Origin of the sequence: Rhodococcus (subgen. Prescottella) equi, from assembly GCF_003013675.1 — a bacterium.
Taxonomy (GTDB): domain Bacteria; phylum Actinomycetota; class Actinomycetes; order Mycobacteriales; family Mycobacteriaceae; genus Prescottella; species Prescottella equi.
The window spans coordinates 18,485-34,198 of record NZ_CP027795.1 but is presented as its reverse complement, the minus strand read 5'-3'; the positions used below and the strand labels follow the sequence as shown (position 1 = coordinate 34,198).

Here is a 15,714-nt window from a genome sequence, read left to right as displayed (position 1 = left end):
CTGACGTACGCGCTCTGTCGCAGTAAAGCTTTTGGGTACGCAGTTCTCCGAGGTTCGGCGTCGGCGTGGGCTCAGTTTGACTGCTCCGGCCCGGTGGGGCTCGCCTACGTGACCACTTCTCCCGCCGCGGGGCCACAACGCGGGGGTTCCGTGGCGCAAGGCCGACTGGGACGGTGCAGCCCTAAGAACCCCACCCCCGGAGCGATCTGACTGCTCCGGGGGCGAGGGAGGGGTATCGCACGACGCCGCTCCGCAATACGGGTCGGAAGCCACACCACCAGGTGACGGATAGGGCGTTTTGTGGCAAGGAGTGCGCCGATTCCGCGGTTCACGCGATCTCGAGATCGAACTGCTGGTCGTGACTACTGGCGCGGGGGTCGTACGCCAGCGAGATTGTCGGCTCGGATCTTGCGAAGGTCCGCCAGACCATCGACCTCAATGTCGCCGTGCCCTTGGCGCTGACCCCATGTTCGGCAATGAGGTGAAAGCACGCGGCCGTGGGGCGTCCTGCTCCTTGGTCCAATCTCCGGATACCTTGGAAGCCCCAACATCACCTTTTACGCAGCAGCCAAGGCCTTCATCCGCGTGCTCGCAGAGGGGCTCTGGCTGGAACTCGCATCGCTGCCGGGACCCGTAGTCGGTAAGCCCGGCGCTCACCCACTAAGCGCAGCTGGCAAACCAGCGGCAACCGTGCGTGCAACCATCTTTATGAATTCCTCGTCGGGCGATGAGGTACCGAAGAAGACCCGGTTGAGAATCGGCCCCATCGCCACATCGATCAATCGCTCGGGCTCGGCCACCTCGGGGAGTTCGCCTCGCGCAACCGCACGTTCGAAGACCTCTATGATCGGCATCATGCGCGAGCTGAAGTAGTCACGAACACTCGGATCGTTCTGCGCCGTGCGATCCGCAGCGAAGTGAGCCAGTACTCGACCGAGTGGTGAGCTGAACAGCAATTCGCTGAGCTGCCAAGAAACCTCACAGAGGTCGTCAACGAGGTTGCCTGTGTCAACCGCGACGAGCGGGGGCAGGTCCTCCATCGCCTCGAGAACCAGCGCGGTACGCGACGGCCACCAACGGTAAATCGTGGTCTTGCCGACCTTCGCGTTCTCAGCAATCGAGGCAGTCGTAATTTCGCTCAACGCTTCACGGCCGAGCAGATCGAGCGTGGCATCAAGAATCGCTCGACGCGACCGCTCGCTTCGGGGCCGGCCACCCTTTTTGCCGCCGTCAGCCGTGGCCATCGCAGTGGTAACCCCAGTCTTGTTCATCCCGACCTCTACCCATCAAACTTCCCGCCAGCACCAGATTCGGTGCCGAAAATGGGCTCGCCTCTACCGGTTCGCGAGTGCGACCAAGCGACGGCCGGAAGCACGCGCATCATTGGCGTGCACTATTCACTCGCAACCAAGGGCATGCTACGTGCTTCGGGCACGGACCACACAGTCAACCACGCCTCTGTACGGCAGTTGTAGTCCGCGTCAGTTGCGGTGCCAACCCACGTGCTGACGTCAAACTTCCAAGCTGCCGTCGAGCGAGGACTCAGAGGCTCACTCACGGACGAATACTGGGACAGCCTCACCAGACTGCATGAAGACGATGTTCTGGCAACGGACTTCTTGACATGGCGCGAGGAGTCAGGCGGGATGCGGTCAATCCCCGCCGAGTTCTTGACGCAAGACAGGGTCACGGTCACCCGCGGGAGGCCGCCAACCGACTCATGCAGGACGCAGGTGCCGGCATTGACTCCCGGGTACTTAGCGGTGCGCGATTGTCTAGCGCGGACCGCTGCCGACAGCCGGAACCAGCGACTGAGGCTGGGTCGCGCCCATCAGAGACTCGATGAGTGCGCTTTGGTTGTCGATCTGAACCTGCTGTGTAGCGATCGCTTGCTCCACCCGGCCGACAGCATCAATCACGGCTTGCTGCAGTTCTTCCGGGGAATCCTTCGGACCACTGATCCAAGCAAACACAAGCGGCGGCGCGGCCATCGTCGTCACCGCAAGCCCGATCGGCAGAACGCCGAGTCGGAGAAATGAAGAGCCGAATTCTCGGCGCTCCGTTTGATTGCCTCGTTGAACGAGATCGCAGTTGAGGATACCCGCAGAGACCGTCGGATCCGGCCTTCCGTCAACAACGATACTGATCGTGTGTCGGACTCCGACTGCCATTAACGCAGGACCGATCGTCAACCCGTCCGTCGTTATGGTCACCTTGAGGCTTTCCGACGAGCTCCTGTCACCACCACCACCACCACCAATGATCGGGCTACCTAGCGCCACCTGGATAGGCCGGTCCTGATCAAAGTCCTTGCTTGCAATGTCCCTGGGCCCCAAGTTCTCAAGATCAAGCACTACAACGTAGGGATCCTTGACTTCATGACCTGCGAAGGAAAGCCCGAGCGATCCAGCCAGCGCGCCACTATCTTGGATCAACCTCTGAGAGCTCGGCACAACCACAAGCCTGTTCCGCCGCTCACTCGAACGTTGTTTGAGGAAGTAATACACGCCAGCCACGAAGCTCAACAACGCTAAGGCAGTGCCTACCGCAGTCAGAAGGAGTCCCATCGGACAATTGTTCCTGATCAGCTGTACACCACGCGGAGCAATCGAGACGTAAGCCCTTGGTGCACGTTGCAACAAGCGGCTTCCTTCTCACGGAGTGAGACGCATCGATCGAGCACGGCTATTTGGCTGCACGGCTGCGTCCAGCGCTACGACGATGATTCGCAAATCGCGTTGCCACGCACTCAAAGACGTTGCCGATAATTTATATTATGTCATATCGCCTGGTAGAGGCCGGTTTCAGCGATCCCTCACCACATCGACAACTGGTCGTCGCCGCGGACTCGACACCGCGTCCTGTCACTGTCGTGGTACGGACTTTTCCGCGGATAGAGTCTGCGGATGGTCAACGTGTTGAATCGCGAGCTTGAAGCCGATGCGAGCCCTGAGGCGCGTGAGCTGCACGCGGCTTGCCAGTACTTCGTGCAGACTGCCGACGCTCTCCTCGCTGATGGCCGAGACATCTGGGGCGGAGACGCCACCTCCCTGGCCGGTCTTCGCGCCTATGTAAACGCCCTTGGGCTCTTCCTGGAATCGCGCATCAATGGCGGCGAAATGCTGTCGGCACACATCCCCGCGCGGATCCTGAATACTCTGACCGCACTCCTCACCCAGGCGGGGATTATCAATAGCGTGAAGGGGAAGGGCTCGTTAGATAGCGTTCGAGATCACATTCCAACGCTTAGGAATGAGTTGATCGAATGGCTGGACCAGGTTCATTCTGCAGCCCAGTTCGATTCTACCCACAGAGCTGCATGGACGGCCTTTACGGAGAATGCTGCACGTTATCTAGCCCCGGATTACGAGCAATACTTCCATGTCCTCAACGCCAGGCTGAACAGTGCGGAAGCTGAAGCGCTGCGCATGAAGGCTGAACTGAACGAGCAGCAGTCGAAGAAGGCTAGAAAGGAACAACTACAAGCGGCGGGCAACACGGGCGCGAGTCAGCTTGCTCAACACTTCGATGACCTGTCGAGAGCGGAAGCTCAGTCCGAGGCAAACTATATGAAGTTGTTCGTGGGCTGCCTTTTGGCGATCACGGGCATTGGAATATGGATTCTGGCTACAGCGCATGACTCGGATTGGAAGACGATTGCGATTAGGGCGGGCCTATCTCTTCCTATTATCGCTGCCACTACATACGTAGCAAAGATCGCCGGCCGGCATCGAGAGGCCAAGTTCTGGACCCGAACCTCGGCTGTCCAATTGAAAACAATCGGCGCCTATACATCGGCCATCGATGATGAAAAATTGAGGGGCTCAATCTATTCAACTTTGGGGCAAAGCGTCTTCGCTAATCCGGAACTCGCGAGCAAAGCTGACGGGCAAGCGAACTTCCTTCCGTTGGATATAATCGAGTTAGTCAAACTGGTTACGGAGCGGGCAAAAACCAACGCCTAGACGCAGAGCCACCAGCACGACCGCGAACAACTCCTCATCGAATCCGACTAACTGAACTCCCCATTCTCCAGTTCCGCTGTCGCGATCGTCGACCCCCAGACATCGGCGGCTCACCACATCGACAACTGGTCGTCGCCGCCCGGCCGGCGTCGCCGCTTCGCCTTTTCCGGCGACGTCCCCGCGGTGGGCTCGGCGGTAACGATTCCAGCACGTCGGGCACGCTCGAGTTCGGGGCGCGGGTCGACTCCGGCAGCCTCCGCGATCGCAGCCTTGATCCGGGTGCGGTGTGCGAGTTCGGCACGGCCGGCGTCGGTGTCGCGGGCGGCCCACGCCTGCTGCCATGCTTCCGAGCCAGGCTGCGGCGCTCCCAGGACGGCGTCGGTGGCCCGCTCGAGGAGCACGTCGATCTTCTCCGCGACCGCCTCGGCGGCCTCGGTGATCGCCTCGGGTGGCACTTCCTTCGCGCCCATACCGCGCAGTGTAGGTCGCGACGCTGACTCGGTCTGAGCTACACGCCACTACAGAGAATGTGTTCGGCGGTCCCGCCCACGCGGGCTTGGGCCGTCGCGGTGGTCGCAGACGGTGTCGGACGGGACTGGAAGGATGCCGATTACTATCCCCGCCCCACCCCACAGGCACGTGAAGGACCGCGACCATGAGCGAACCCGTCCAGCCCTCAGACCTGTACTTCCGGCTCCAAGACGCTCTCGGCGCGCTCCGCGATGTTCGCCGGACCGTCGTCGAGATTTCTCGCGAGTACGCCGATCTCGACGCCACCGAACTCGCTGTCGACACGCTCGGCGATGCCCTCTCCCCTGCCGATGCGCTCCGTCGCACCCGCGTCGGCCTCGCTGATGTCGCTCGCACTCTCGACGCCGTCGACGACGCGTTCGACTCCGCTCTCTCCCCGTCGAGCCGACTGCTTCGCCCGAGGACCTGAATCGCCTGCCAGGACGGTGATCTGACCAGCCCCGGTGCCAGCGCGGAGGGAATGCCCCCGTCGCTGGCACCGGCTGTTTCAGCTGGCCTTTTGTGCTGCTGCTCGCCGGTAGAGGATGAGAACGAGCGCCAGGTTGACCAGGGACAATGCTAGTGAGATCCACTCCATGTCCTGCCTCCTTGTCGTGGTTGCTGGATATACTTCGGAAGGGTTGGTGGACGCGGCTGGTTGCCGCGCCCACCGGGTGTTACCTCCTCCTAGCTCGACCCTTGCGGCGGCGCTTAGTTGCAGCTAAGCGTCGTTTGCTCCTATTCGGGAGCATGAGTCGTGCTGTTTGGAGGGCCACTACCGCTGTGACGAGCTGGACCACCGCAGTGGTCAGCTGCACGAGGTCGTGAGCCATTGGGCAACACCTCCCTCCTGCCCCGCATACGAGGCGCGCCTGATCGAGCGGATCGGGGTGGGGGGTCAACCCCGGAGAGTGGAGGGTCGCCGGAATCGGCTTTCACGGCGGAGCGCAGCGGAGCTGGGGGTGTGAAAGTCGGTGGAGCGCGTGGGCGGAGCGCAGCGGAGAACACGCGGTAGCGCCCGGAGCGTGGGTTGACGCCTCGGGCCCCCGGTCCGCTTCACTTGGGCGACTCGTGTGACGGGATAACGCAACAACAGGCTTGGCCCCAAAGAGGTTTCGGTGCGGCGCAGCCGCTCCATTGGGACGATTGGAGAGGTGCGTGGGTGGGGAGCCGGCGTCGGTGTCGGGGATGGGGCGGACTCCGATCGGTCCACCGGTCGGGGTGTTTCTGTCGGTAGATGTTGATCTGGCGTTGCGGGCGGTTGCGGAGCCGTTCGGTCAGCGGCGGCGTAGTGCGGTGATCCGGGTCGCGATTCGCCGGCTGCTGGCCGACCAGGACGGTCTGGGTGCGGTGGTGCGTCTGCGTGAGGAGAATCGGGCGACGCGGCCGCTCTTCGACGCGGTGGTGAACATGCACCTCGACATGCCGACGAGGGCTGAGCTCGACGGTCTCGCCGCGCGACACGGCACCACGCGGGCGGAGATCATGCGGATCGCGGTCGACCGGTTCCTGCTCGAGCTCGCCGAGCTGCGGCTTGCGGGCAAGCCGTTCGACATCGAGACCGCAGTCAACGCGGAGATTTTCAACGGGACCGCGACCGGGAACGGCTGATCGCGCGCCGCCAACGCCGCGAAGCCGCCCGCCAGGCGACCTCCTGACCGCGTGTGACAATCCAGCGGTGACTTCGAAGGCACGCCAACTGCTCACGGGCCTCGCGGCCGTGGCCATCGTCCTGATCGCAGGCGGGCTTTTGTTCGATCGTCACGAGACGCGGGCGTACGCGGATTGCATGAACGGCCCGTGGATGACCTTCAGCGTCGGGGACCTCACTGCACCGGAACCGAATAACGGCGCATACACCGGCACCTCGTGGGAGTTCGGGTGCGATGAGGCGAGTCGCGCCGGGATGGTCGTGGCGGGCATCGGCGCCGTACTGCTCGCGATCGCAGTGCTCGCGTGGTGGGCGGGGCGGCGGGCGGCCAGGCCAGGGTGGGAGTGACTATGCCTCAGGAATCAGGTCCTCGGGCTTCATCGGGAACGGGTACTTACCCGGGGCATCGTCGACGGGATCGATGAGGCAGCGGCCGTCGTCCTCGCTGATCTCGACGATGGTGAAAACTGATGCCCCACCTGGGCGGATGCGGACACGATCGCCAACCTGCACTGCTGTACCTCTCGAAGAACCTGAACCGAGAACGCTATCGGATGCGCCAGCTCACACCGCCTGCAGCATCGCTTCTCCGTTCCGTCCCCCGGGCGTGTGTGGCCGCGCAGAATCTGGCCTACGGGATGTCAGGATCACCGCTATGGCGCAGCATCCGGACAGGCGGGCCGGGAAGACCCCGGCGCAGTTGTGGGCGGACGGCATCGCGCACCTCGAGGCGTTCATCGCCGAACACGGCCACGCCCGCGTCCCGAAGGGGTACGTGTGCGCGGACGGGATGCGGTTGGCGTCGTGGGTGATGCACCGCCGCGAGGACCGCCGCCTCGGCGCGAACCGCCTCACCCCGGAGCGGATCGCGCAGCTCGACGCGCTCGGGTTCGATTGGGCACCACCCCGGCCGGGCCGCTCCGTCGACGACTTCGCCGAGCAGTGGGCGGCCATCCTCGCGCGCCTGACCCGGTACCGGGACGAGCACGGGAACCTCGACGTGCCGCACCGCTGGGTGTGCGAGGACGGATTCCGGCTCGGAGAGTGGGTGAGTCGCCGCCGCACCGACCGACGACGCCAGACCCCGACGTTGACCCCCGAGCGGATCGCCCAGCTCGACGCGCTCGGGTTCAACTGGGGCCCGGCAACTGGCCGCGCGGCGGTCGAGCAGCAGCGGTGGGCGAACGCTATCGCCCACCTCGCCGACTACGTCGCCGAACACGGGCACGCCCGAGTCCCCCACAGGTTCACCTGCCCCGACGGATTCCGCCTCGGACTATGGGTCACCACCCGCCGCGTCGACCGCCGCCACAGCCGGCAGTCCCTCACCCCGGACCGCATCACCGAACTCGACAACCTCGGCTTCGACTGGGGCACCACCCGAACGAAAGACTGACCGTCAAGGCACCGTCCAGCCGCCGGCGCCAGCCAGCAGCGTCCACCCCGACCACACGGCGAGCATGCCGTCCGAAGGGGTGGCGGTGGCGACGACGATGCCGGGCCCGGTATGGACGTCGACGCTCGGCCACTCCACGATCACGCTGCCGTTCGCGCCGGTCGAGAGGTTGCGCCAATGGACCGCGTAGGGCGTCCCGGTGAACCGGGTGATACCCGGCGTCGCCGGATCAGTGCTGGCGGTGATGTATTCGATGTCCCCTCCGGGGAGGTTGGTGACCCCGTGTCCGACCCACACCACGGGGATGGGGAAGACGGTGTCCGTCGGTGCGGCGGCCGCCGGTTGCGCTGTTAACAGCAGCACAGCACCGGCCCCGGCTACGACGACCGCTCGACGAAGACGCAGACGGTTCATCGGTGAACCTCCAGCTCTGGCGGCCCCGCTCCCGACCTCGGCGCAGGCCGATGATGCACATCAGCCTACGACCGCGGTGGTGCAGGTCACGCAACTTTCGGAATAGGTGCGCCAGGGCCGACGTTGAGGTGGCTGGATCGGTTGCGTTCCGTGTCCCCCGGGCTCAAACCCTTGCTGTCGCAGAGTTCCGTACGGCTGGAGCTGCGTTGCGCCTATCGCCGAGAGGCGACCGAACGCATCCGGTCCTCTTTCATGCCGCCGCATCCCATTCGAGCCGCGGACCCTGCCGCCCGGGCCGGTCGGCGCTGACGGTGCTCGTCCGTACCCTCGCCCCGTGACTGATCGCGCTGTCCTGGCCGCCCGCATCCGCCAAGAACGCGCGCACGAACTGCCCACGTTCCGCGATCCCGCTGCGCACGCCACCGCGCCACGCACCATCACAGCGGAATCCGCCGAGACATCGGACACGACGCTGACAGTCACCATCACCTCCCAGCCGTTCGCAGTGGAGGCGAGGGGTCGGATCCGGCCACCTCCGGCACCGCAGTGACCGTGGCCGTCGTGAGCACCGACACCCTGTCGGGCGCTCGCCGGCACGTCCAGCTGGCCGAACCCGAGGCGTGGGCGCGGGCAGTGTTCGCCGAGTTCGACGACGACGAGCGGCGGATCTATCTTCTCGGCGGCGTCAATGCCGACACCGGACGTCCCGAACTCGGGCTCGTCACCTACCGCCACTATTTCGACGACCGCGGTGCCCCGATCCGGGTGCCGATCCAGCTCCTCACGATGCACCACTACTGTGTGTTTCCCTTGGACTGACGGCGGCCGGTCGATAACCGAAAATACGATGGCCCCCGCCGCCGAGGTGGGGGCCATCGTGGTGGATTCGGTGGGCGGGCCAGCTACCGAGTCCGGTAGACAGCCCGCCGCGTGAGCAGCCGATCGGAAGCAGGGCGGTCATTCACATGCGACGCCGTCGCGATCACGGTCCAGATTGAAGCTGTAGCCGGGTTGCCCGGCATACAGGGGTGCTGCGCCTGCTGCGCGCACAGCGTCGCAGTTCTTGTAGACCGTGGCGCTCTCAACCGGTTTCGGCGCAGGGGCCGGGGCCGGGGCCGGGGCCGGAGCAGGTGCGGGCGCGGGTGCAGGTGCGGGTGCGGGTGCAGGTGCAGGTGCAGGTGCAGGTGCCGGTGCCGGTGCGGCAGCAGGGCTGGGTGCCGGTGCGGGTGCGCCGCAGGTTTCGAGGACTCGGGACATGGCGTCCTTCTCTGCCTGGGTCACCCACAGTCGGTAGTTGGCTTTGACGTAGATCTGGCGGGCGACGTAGGTGCACCGGTACGCGTTGTTCGGCGGCAGCCAGGTGGCCGCGTCACCGTCGGACTTCTGCTGGTTCGTCGGCCCGTCGACGGCCTGCAGGTTCAGCGGATCGTTCGCGAAGTTGCGGCGGGTCTGCTCGTCGAGCTGCTGCGCGCCCTTCTGCCACGCGTCCGACAGGGCGACGACGTGGTCGATCTGTACCGCGTTCGAGGTGCCCTCGCCGCGGGTGAACGCGATCGTGCTGGCGGTGTAGGTGTCGTTGAGGGTGCCGGTCAGCACGGTGCACCCGTTCGACCCGGGCTTGATGGTGATCGCGGTCAGGTCGCGGCGCAGGATGTCGTTGCGGGTATCGCAGCCGTTGCGGCCGCCTTCCACGGTGACGTCGTCGGACCATGCCTGCCCGAACAAGTCCCGGTCGTAGCCCGTCTTCGGGGCCCGGCCTTTGACCTCGAGGGTGGCGAGCTTGGCCTGGGCGGCGGTGGCCGCGTCCGGGGAACCGGCGTCCGCGGCCGCGGCGGGAGCAGCGAGCGCGACCGGTTCCGCCGTCGTTGTGGCGGACGCGGACTCACTGGTGGAAGCCGGTGCGGCCGCGGTCGTGGCCGGGGACGCTGTCGTGTCGGCATCCTTGGCTGTCGGTGGGGCGACGCCACCGCCGATGAACATCACGACGAACGCGCCGGCACTCACCCACGCGGCGGACTTGCGGCTCGACACTCGCATCCAGTCCAGATGACCCCGGACCAGCGCGATGATGCCCAAGACGAGCACCACCGCGCCTACCAGGATCAGAACAGTTGAAATGGCTTCCCTCATTGCGGGCCCCTCAGAAAGTGTGCGGAAACTGCCGCGACACCACGGGATCCCGCGCGCCGACGACCCCACGATCCCCCTGGCGCTACGAACTCCCCCGGTTCGCTATGCCGGATGTCGATTCCCCAGCTGACGCCGTTACAGACGCCGCACCCGACGGGGCGATCGGGCCGGGATGCCAAGATCACCGCTATGCCGCAGCATTCGGAAGAGAGCGCTCTCTACCTCGCCGCCATCCCTCATACCCGTGAGCAGGTGTTGACCCGCCCCTGCCCGGTCCCTGCTGCTCCGGGGGTCTACGGGTGGTGGTTCCGCGAGCTGCCCACCACGCTGGATACGTCCGGATGCGCGAAGAAGGACGGGCTGACACTGCTGTACACCGGCATCAGCCCGAAGAAGCCGCCGGCAAGTGGCGGCGCCCCGAGCCGTCAGACGCTCCGCACTCGCATCAAGACCCACTACACCGGCAACGCAGCCGGTTCGACGCTGCGACTGACCCTCGGAAGCCTGTTGGCCGACGAACTGGGAATCGCGTTGCGCCGTGTCGGATCCGGGAACCGGTTGACGTTCCACACCGGCGAGAAACAACTGTCGGAATGGATGCACGCCAACGCGCTGGTGTCATGGATCGAGAGCGTCGAACCGTGGGAGGTCGAGCACCGGCTGATCACCTCGCTCGATGTTCCGCTCAACTTGGACAGCAACGGCCACAACGGGTTCTACCCAATACTGAAAACGGTGAGGTCCGAAGCGAGACGGCGCGCTGGCGAGTTGCCCGTCCTCCCCAATCCCGGAGTCGGCGGACGGTAGAGCCGACAGACCAGGATGGACCCGGCCGCGGCTACAGCCCCAAGCTCGACCGCGACAACGACGGCGTCGCGTGCGAATAGCATCCCAGCCCATGACCTCCACGGATCCACCAACAGGCCAGGCCCGCCCGGGCTGGCGGACCGTCACCGAGAAGCCCAGCTTCCGGTCGGCCGCCGCGAAGCGCCGCTGCATCATCCCGGCGGACGGATACTTCGAGTGGATGAAAGACCCTGAGGGCAAAAAGATCCCTTTACCGGACTACGACTCCAGGCGGTGTCTGATCCGAGCGCTCAGCCTGGTGTCTCTACGCGCAGCGCCCACATGACCGGTGCGCGTGGGTGTCAGTTGCTAGCCCTTCGAGCTGGGGGGCGTATTCGATGCGGGGGCGTCGCCTAGGCCGGGGTTGAGCTAGGCACCGTATATGCCGAACCGCTCGTACACGTCAGTGGTCTCCTTCGGGGTGGCGCACGGGTGGGGCGGTGCTGAATATCGGCCAACAGATCTCCGTGGCGGTGAACGTTGTCGGGGCACAGGGCGTGGCGCCGATGTAGTGCTCCCGAATCGGCCCCTGGTCGGTGATTAGATGCTCGTTCGCGTATACGCCCAGGGCCGCGTAACTGCGGTCGATGCCCTCCTCGTGACCGCCGGGGTGGGTGAGCACGGCGAATTCGGCGGCAGGCAGGACCTCGGCACGCACGTCCTCCGGTGGGTCTACAGAGGAGGGTGGTGCAGGGACGAACAAGGTTGCCTTGCCCCGTGATTCGAGGAACAGCGCTCGGTCGTAGAGGCCGCCCGGCACGAACGCCGATGGAGCGCCTGGTGCCGTGGCGACTGCGTTGCGCAGTGTCCTCAGTGTCGCGGCGAACCAGTTGTCGATCTCGGCAACCTCGACGGTGGCGCCGACGGACCATACGGCGCGCGCTGGTTCACGGCGCAATTCCACGTCGGGAGGGGTGCGCACGGGCGAGAGCAGTTCGCGCAGCGCGCCCGCGGTGTCGCGGGTCTGCTGCAGTTGCTCCTCCATCTGTGCCAGATGGGTCGTGATGATCTCGGCGCGGGTCGCGGCGTCGTCGGTGCTCAGTAGCGCCTTGATGTCGGGGATGGACATGCCCAGGGATCGGAACCGGCGGATGATGTGTGCGTGATCGACCTGGCTGGTGTCGTAGAAGCGATAGCCGGTGTGGGAGTCGATGTGGGCTGGCTCGAGAACGCCGATGTCGTGGTAGTGCCGTAGCGCCTTGCGGCTCAGACTCGTCATCACGGCGAAGTCACCGATCGAGACCCGTGCGCCCATGGCATCCTCCTTTTCGTGCAGCCGCCCGCGTTATTGGGTCAGGCCATCGTGCACCTTCTCCTAAGGGCAAGGTCAACATTGCAGCCGGCGTGGGAGACGCGGACCCGGCAGTCGGAGGCACGGTCACGACATTCGCCCGGTCCCAGGGGTTGACCTTCCCATTAGGGGAGGCTCCACCGTGGAGCCGTGACCACCACAGAATGGGATGCACTCCCCAACCCCGTGAAGACGTTCATGACCACACTCAGCACCCCGGAAGACGGCCGAGCACTCGCCACGTTCACCGCCGATGCCCGCGTCACCGACGACGGCCGCGACTACACCGGCTGCGACGAGATCGGGGCCTGGCTGACCGCCTCAGCCGGCGAATACACCTACACCTCCGAGTTCACCGGCGCGACCACGACGGACACCACCATCGACGTCCGGCAGCACCTGAAGGGCAACTTCCCCGGCGGCGTCATCGACCTGCACTTCCGCTTCACCCTCGACGGCGCGCTGATCAGCCGGCTGGTGATCGAACCATGAGCAGACGATGGTTCATCACAGGCGGCGCCCCCGGCGGCTTCGGAGTGGCGTTCGCCGAAGCGGCGCTGGAGGCCGGCGACCGCGTGACGCTCACCACCCGGCGCCCGCAGGAACTCGCGGAGTGGGCCGACCAGTACGGCGACCGAGTTCTCGTCGTGCCACTGGAACTCACCGACGCGGCCCAGGTGCAGCGCGCGGTGCATACGGCCGAGAAGCACTTCGGCGGTATCGATGTGCTGGTCAACAACGCCGGCCGCGGCTGGTACGGCTCCATCGAGGCGATGGACGAATCCGCATTGCGGGCGATGTTCGAACTGAACTTCTTCGCCGTCCTGTCCGTGACGCGGGCCGTACTGCCCGGGATGCGCGCCCGCGGCAACGGGTGGATCGTCAACGTGTCCTCGGTAGCCGGGCTCGTATCAGCGCCCGGATTCGGCTACTACAGCGCGACGAAGTCTGCCATCGAAGCCATCACCGACGCACTGCACGACGAGGTCGCTCCACACGGCATCTCCGTGTTGACCGTCGAACCGGGAGCGTTCCGCACGAACGCCTACGCCGGCTTCGCCAACGCACCCGTCGACGAGCCGATCCCGGACTACCACGACATGCTCGAAGAGGTCCGCGCCATCTTCATAGGGATGGACGGTGTGCAACCCGGCGACCCGCACCGCGGTGCCCGCGCGGTCATCGCGGCGATGGCCCAGAACCCGCCGCCCCGCCGACTGGTCCTGGGCAACAGCGGCTACGACACCGTGATCGACGCCCTGGAGAAGAACCTGGCCGACATCCGGGCCAACGCAACCCTCTCCCGCAGCGCCGACTTCCCCACCTAACGACCGCCCGAGCCAGAACACACCCACCCGGCCCGCCGATCTCACTGCGCCAGACGAACGAGACCGGCGGGTCGGGTGCGGGACCGGCGCCACGAAGTAGGTCTCGATCGGACCGTCGCCGTTGCAGGTGGAACCCTCGAGTTCTTGGCCGGTGGGGTGGCGGCCGCGGTGACGATGACGTGCGCGGTCGCGACGGCATCGCCTTGCGGAACGTGGTAGTCATTCTCGGCGTGTCCTGAGTTGAGCCGGTCAACAGTCCGTACTTCCTTCACGGCGACGACCCGGTCATCGCGATGGCCGGCCTCTACGAGCTGTGGCCAGACCCGGCCAAGGCCGAGGACGACCCGGATCGTTGGCTGTGGACCACGACCGTCCTCACTACACAGGCGACGGATGCGACCGGGCACATCCACGATCGCTCCCCCGTGATCCTGCCCGCATCGTTCTGGGAGCACTGGCTCGATCCCGCGATCACCGACCGCGACGAGGTGCAGGCGATGGTCAACTCCATCCCAGAACCGCACCTGCACCCGTACGAGGTGAGTACCTGGGAAGAGCGCAGTATTCGATTCGTGCAAAATTCCTCTCCGCCCCCAGCGACGGCGCAGAAGGTGGTCGAGTCACCTACCCATGGAGTCGGGCGCTAGCAGCGCCGCCACACCCACGTCGTAGCCAGCGCACAGCGCGGGATACCACCTTGGCAGCCGTGACGATGAACCTCGCTCGTGTGCGAGGTCGAACGCGGCATGCGCAAGCCACCCACCTGCGATCACACGGGCGGACCAGGGTTTTGGCAGGAACGCTGCACCAAGAAACAGAGTGGTAGTCGCGAGCACTGCGATCCACTCGCGGGTAAGGACGTCCGAATGTGCGCGCCGCCCCAGGTGTGCGGTCGGATACACAACTGCCGCACCCACCAACCCCGCTGCATAGGCCGTCACTCGGCGAGATGAAGTCTGCTTTGCAAGAGGCCGGTCACTGGCGATGCTCAGAATGCCACCCACGGCAAACGCAGCGAGGTGGACGCGCAGCCCTCGTAACTCGTTCATCGAGTACAACTGAACCAGAATCGGCAGACCCTGGGCACACTACGCCGAAATTCAGGCTCCGCGACACCGCCCGCAAGCGAGCTTCACAGGGGTCCACCTTCTTCTCCACCATCTCTGCGCCCAGGCTTGGATAGCGGTCTGACACGAACTCCATTGTCCGCGAACGCTCCTGGCAGAGCATCCGTCCGCGATATCGAAGAGTACCCCGCGACACCTACTCCACGCTTGACAGTAACCCATGTTGCATCACATGCAATTTCGCACGTTCACAGCTGTGAACAACGTCCGCAATAACCGGCCGGACCTGCTCGAACCCGCACACAACGACCGATAGACGTGACCCGCCCTTGCCTGGGCGCGGTTTCCCAAAGTGACGGTGCGGAGGCCGCCGGACCACTCAATTCGGTAAATCCTCACATTCCGTCCGCGTCGGACTTTTACGCATGGAGCGGGTACCCGGGCACCCGCCGGCGCGTGCGTCGCGCCGACGGCGCGGCGCGTCAGCGGCTTGCGTGCTCGTTGACGTACATCGTGATCGCGTCGCGCATGACCTCGGCGGCGCGCCGCCCCTGGGCGGCTGCCAGCGCGTCCACCTGCTCGCTCACCGCGAGGGGCAGCCGCACCTGCCGCCGGGGAGATTCCTCCCCCGGCTTGGCCTGCGGATCCAGACTCGGCCGCCCGGCATGGGCGCGCGCGAGGAGCGCTCGCCCCGCCTCGGCGGCGGCGGCTCCCCTGCGGGCCGTCTTCGAGTTCTCCGGCAGGGTCATCTCGTGTTCGGCCCAGTCGGCTGCCTCGTCGTAGTTCTTCTTCTTGCTGGTCATGGCTTCCTCCATCTGTGCCGCCACCCCCGTCTTCGTGGTCGTCATCAGTCCTCCATCCGGTCGAGGTGCTTCTGGCGGGCCTCCATCACGTGAAAGACCGTGATGTCGCGGGGGCCGATCTCCACCATCACTTCGAGCAAGGGGCCGCCCAGCTTTCGCGGCGGACCGATGAACAGGGTGGGCCGAATCGTCGACGGCGGTCGAGGATCATCGAACTCCTCCTCGACGTACATCGCGTGCGCGATTGCATGGGTCGCGTCGGCATGGTCGATTCCATGCTTGTCGGCGCTGCCGGTCCACTTGATTGCCATGC

Annotated in this window: 20 protein-coding genes and 1 pseudogene; 12 read left to right on the top strand and 9 right to left on the bottom strand. The window is 65.4% G+C overall.

Annotation, left to right across the window (positions count from 1 at the left end; genetic code table 11):
- Positions 1-653 precede the first annotated feature (653 nt).
- Both C7H75_RS25325 and C7H75_RS25835 read right to left on the bottom strand, forming a co-directional pair.
- The gene (locus tag C7H75_RS25325) at positions 654-1,271 is read right to left on the bottom strand and encodes a TetR/AcrR family transcriptional regulator (protein WP_106852232.1); all 618 of its coding nucleotides are present in this window, start codon (positions 1,269-1,271) and stop codon (positions 654-656) included.
- A gap of 504 nt (positions 1,272-1,775) precedes the next feature.
- Entirely contained in the window at positions 1,776-2,567 is a 792-nt protein-coding gene (locus tag C7H75_RS25835) for a hypothetical protein (RefSeq protein WP_159026037.1), read from the bottom strand.
- A gap of 339 nt (positions 2,568-2,906) precedes the next feature.
- On the opposite strand from C7H75_RS25835, the gene C7H75_RS25315 reads away from it, so the two are divergent.
- Positions 2,907-3,965, top strand: a complete 1,059-nt coding sequence (locus C7H75_RS25315) for a hypothetical protein (protein ID WP_106852230.1) — start codon at positions 2,907-2,909, stop codon at positions 3,963-3,965.
- Between the two features lie 110 nt (positions 3,966-4,075).
- Here the strand turns inward: C7H75_RS25315 and C7H75_RS25310 are convergent, their stop codons facing one another.
- Positions 4,076-4,435, bottom strand: a complete 360-nt coding sequence (locus C7H75_RS25310; protein WP_106852229.1) for a hypothetical protein — start codon at positions 4,433-4,435, stop codon at positions 4,076-4,078.
- Positions 4,436-4,620: 185 nt separating this feature from the next.
- Between C7H75_RS25310 and C7H75_RS25305 the strand changes: the two genes are divergently transcribed.
- The 3 genes from C7H75_RS25305 to C7H75_RS25295 all read left to right on the top strand — a co-directional run bounded on the left by C7H75_RS25305 (position 4,621) and on the right by C7H75_RS25295 (position 6,474).
- Positions 4,621-4,905 (top strand): hypothetical protein, encoded by a 285-nt coding sequence (locus C7H75_RS25305; RefSeq protein ID WP_106852228.1) that lies wholly within the window; start codon positions 4,621-4,623, stop codon positions 4,903-4,905.
- 728 nt (positions 4,906-5,633) lie between these two features.
- Positions 5,634-6,086: a hypothetical protein gene (locus tag C7H75_RS25300; protein ID WP_159026036.1), complete on the top strand. Its 453-nt coding sequence runs from the start codon at positions 5,634-5,636 to the stop codon at positions 6,084-6,086.
- A 67-nt stretch (positions 6,087-6,153) separates the two neighbouring features.
- Positions 6,154-6,474 carry a hypothetical protein gene (locus tag C7H75_RS25295; protein WP_159026035.1) on the top strand — a complete coding sequence of 107 codons (321 nt, stop codon included), beginning with the start codon at positions 6,154-6,156 and terminating at the stop codon, positions 6,472-6,474.
- Here C7H75_RS25295 and C7H75_RS26070 read toward each other — a convergent pair whose 3' ends face one another.
- Positions 6,475-6,639 (bottom strand): hypothetical protein, encoded by a 165-nt coding sequence (locus tag C7H75_RS26070; RefSeq protein ID WP_175280079.1) that lies wholly within the window; start codon positions 6,637-6,639, stop codon positions 6,475-6,477. It lies immediately after the preceding gene.
- A 142-nt stretch (positions 6,640-6,781) separates the two neighbouring features.
- Here C7H75_RS26070 and C7H75_RS25290 point away from each other — a divergent pair, with 142 nt between their 5' ends.
- The gene (locus C7H75_RS25290) at positions 6,782-7,522 is read left to right on the top strand and encodes a helicase associated domain-containing protein (protein WP_159026034.1); all 741 of its coding nucleotides are present in this window, start codon (positions 6,782-6,784) and stop codon (positions 7,520-7,522) included.
- A 3-nt stretch (positions 7,523-7,525) separates the two neighbouring features.
- Here C7H75_RS25290 and C7H75_RS25285 read toward each other — a convergent pair whose 3' ends face one another.
- Complete coding sequence (locus tag C7H75_RS25285; RefSeq protein WP_159026033.1) at positions 7,526-7,936, bottom strand: hypothetical protein; 411 nt, start codon at positions 7,934-7,936, stop codon at positions 7,526-7,528.
- Positions 7,937-8,270: 334 nt separating this feature from the next.
- On the opposite strand from C7H75_RS25285, the gene C7H75_RS25830 reads away from it, so the two are divergent.
- Both C7H75_RS25830 and C7H75_RS25280 read left to right on the top strand, forming a co-directional pair.
- Positions 8,271-8,486, top strand: a complete 216-nt coding sequence (locus tag C7H75_RS25830) for a hypothetical protein (protein WP_159026032.1) — start codon at positions 8,271-8,273, stop codon at positions 8,484-8,486.
- Between the two features lie 11 nt (positions 8,487-8,497).
- A complete protein-coding gene (locus tag C7H75_RS25280; RefSeq protein ID WP_159026031.1) occupies positions 8,498-8,755 on the top strand; it encodes a hypothetical protein in 258 nt (85 codons plus the stop codon).
- Positions 8,756-8,893: 138 nt separating this feature from the next.
- Here the strand turns inward: C7H75_RS25280 and C7H75_RS25275 are convergent, their stop codons facing one another.
- Entirely contained in the window at positions 8,894-9,973 is a 1,080-nt protein-coding gene (locus C7H75_RS25275; protein WP_106852276.1) for a GmrSD restriction endonuclease domain-containing protein, read from the bottom strand.
- 282 nt (positions 9,974-10,255) lie between these two features.
- Here C7H75_RS25275 and C7H75_RS26260 point away from each other — a divergent pair, with 282 nt between their 5' ends.
- Both C7H75_RS26260 and C7H75_RS26505 read left to right on the top strand, forming a co-directional pair.
- On the top strand, positions 10,256-10,873 hold the full coding sequence (locus C7H75_RS26260) for a GIY-YIG nuclease family protein (RefSeq protein WP_233281944.1): 618 nt from the start codon (positions 10,256-10,258) through the stop codon (positions 10,871-10,873).
- A 91-nt stretch (positions 10,874-10,964) separates the two neighbouring features.
- Positions 10,965-11,198 (top strand): SOS response-associated peptidase family protein, encoded by a 234-nt coding sequence (locus C7H75_RS26505; RefSeq protein WP_394342315.1) that lies wholly within the window; start codon positions 10,965-10,967, stop codon positions 11,196-11,198.
- Positions 11,199-11,315: 117 nt separating this feature from the next.
- On the opposite strand, the gene C7H75_RS25255 is transcribed toward C7H75_RS26505, so the two are convergent.
- Entirely contained in the window at positions 11,316-12,167 is an 852-nt protein-coding gene (locus C7H75_RS25255) for a MerR family transcriptional regulator (RefSeq protein ID WP_106852221.1), read from the bottom strand.
- A 234-nt stretch (positions 12,168-12,401) separates the two neighbouring features.
- Here C7H75_RS25255 and C7H75_RS25250 point away from each other — a divergent pair, with 234 nt between their 5' ends.
- From C7H75_RS25250 to C7H75_RS25240, 3 genes and pseudogenes are all read left to right on the top strand, one after another.
- Positions 12,402-12,695 (top strand): hypothetical protein, encoded by a 294-nt coding sequence (locus C7H75_RS25250; protein ID WP_106852274.1) that lies wholly within the window; start codon positions 12,402-12,404, stop codon positions 12,693-12,695.
- Positions 12,692-13,531 (top strand): SDR family NAD(P)-dependent oxidoreductase, encoded by an 840-nt coding sequence (locus tag C7H75_RS25245; RefSeq protein ID WP_106852220.1) that lies wholly within the window; start codon positions 12,692-12,694, stop codon positions 13,529-13,531. The genes C7H75_RS25250 and C7H75_RS25245 overlap by 4 nt, the downstream gene beginning before the upstream one ends.
- Positions 13,532-13,788: 257 nt before the next feature.
- Positions 13,789-14,178 (top strand): annotated as a pseudogene (locus C7H75_RS25240) (SOS response-associated peptidase family protein); the annotation flags it as partial.
- Between the two features lie 902 nt (positions 14,179-15,080).
- On the opposite strand, the gene C7H75_RS25230 reads toward C7H75_RS25240, so the two are convergent.
- Both C7H75_RS25230 and C7H75_RS25225 read right to left on the bottom strand, forming a co-directional pair.
- Positions 15,081-15,446, bottom strand: coding sequence for a hypothetical protein (locus C7H75_RS25230; protein ID WP_233281943.1), 366 nt, complete (start codon positions 15,444-15,446; stop codon positions 15,081-15,083).
- The gene (locus C7H75_RS25225; RefSeq protein ID WP_106852218.1) at positions 15,446-15,712 is read right to left on the bottom strand and encodes a hypothetical protein; all 267 of its coding nucleotides are present in this window, start codon (positions 15,710-15,712) and stop codon (positions 15,446-15,448) included. The genes C7H75_RS25230 and C7H75_RS25225 overlap by 1 nt, the downstream gene beginning before the upstream one ends.
- Between the last annotated feature and the right edge of the window lie 2 nt (positions 15,713-15,714).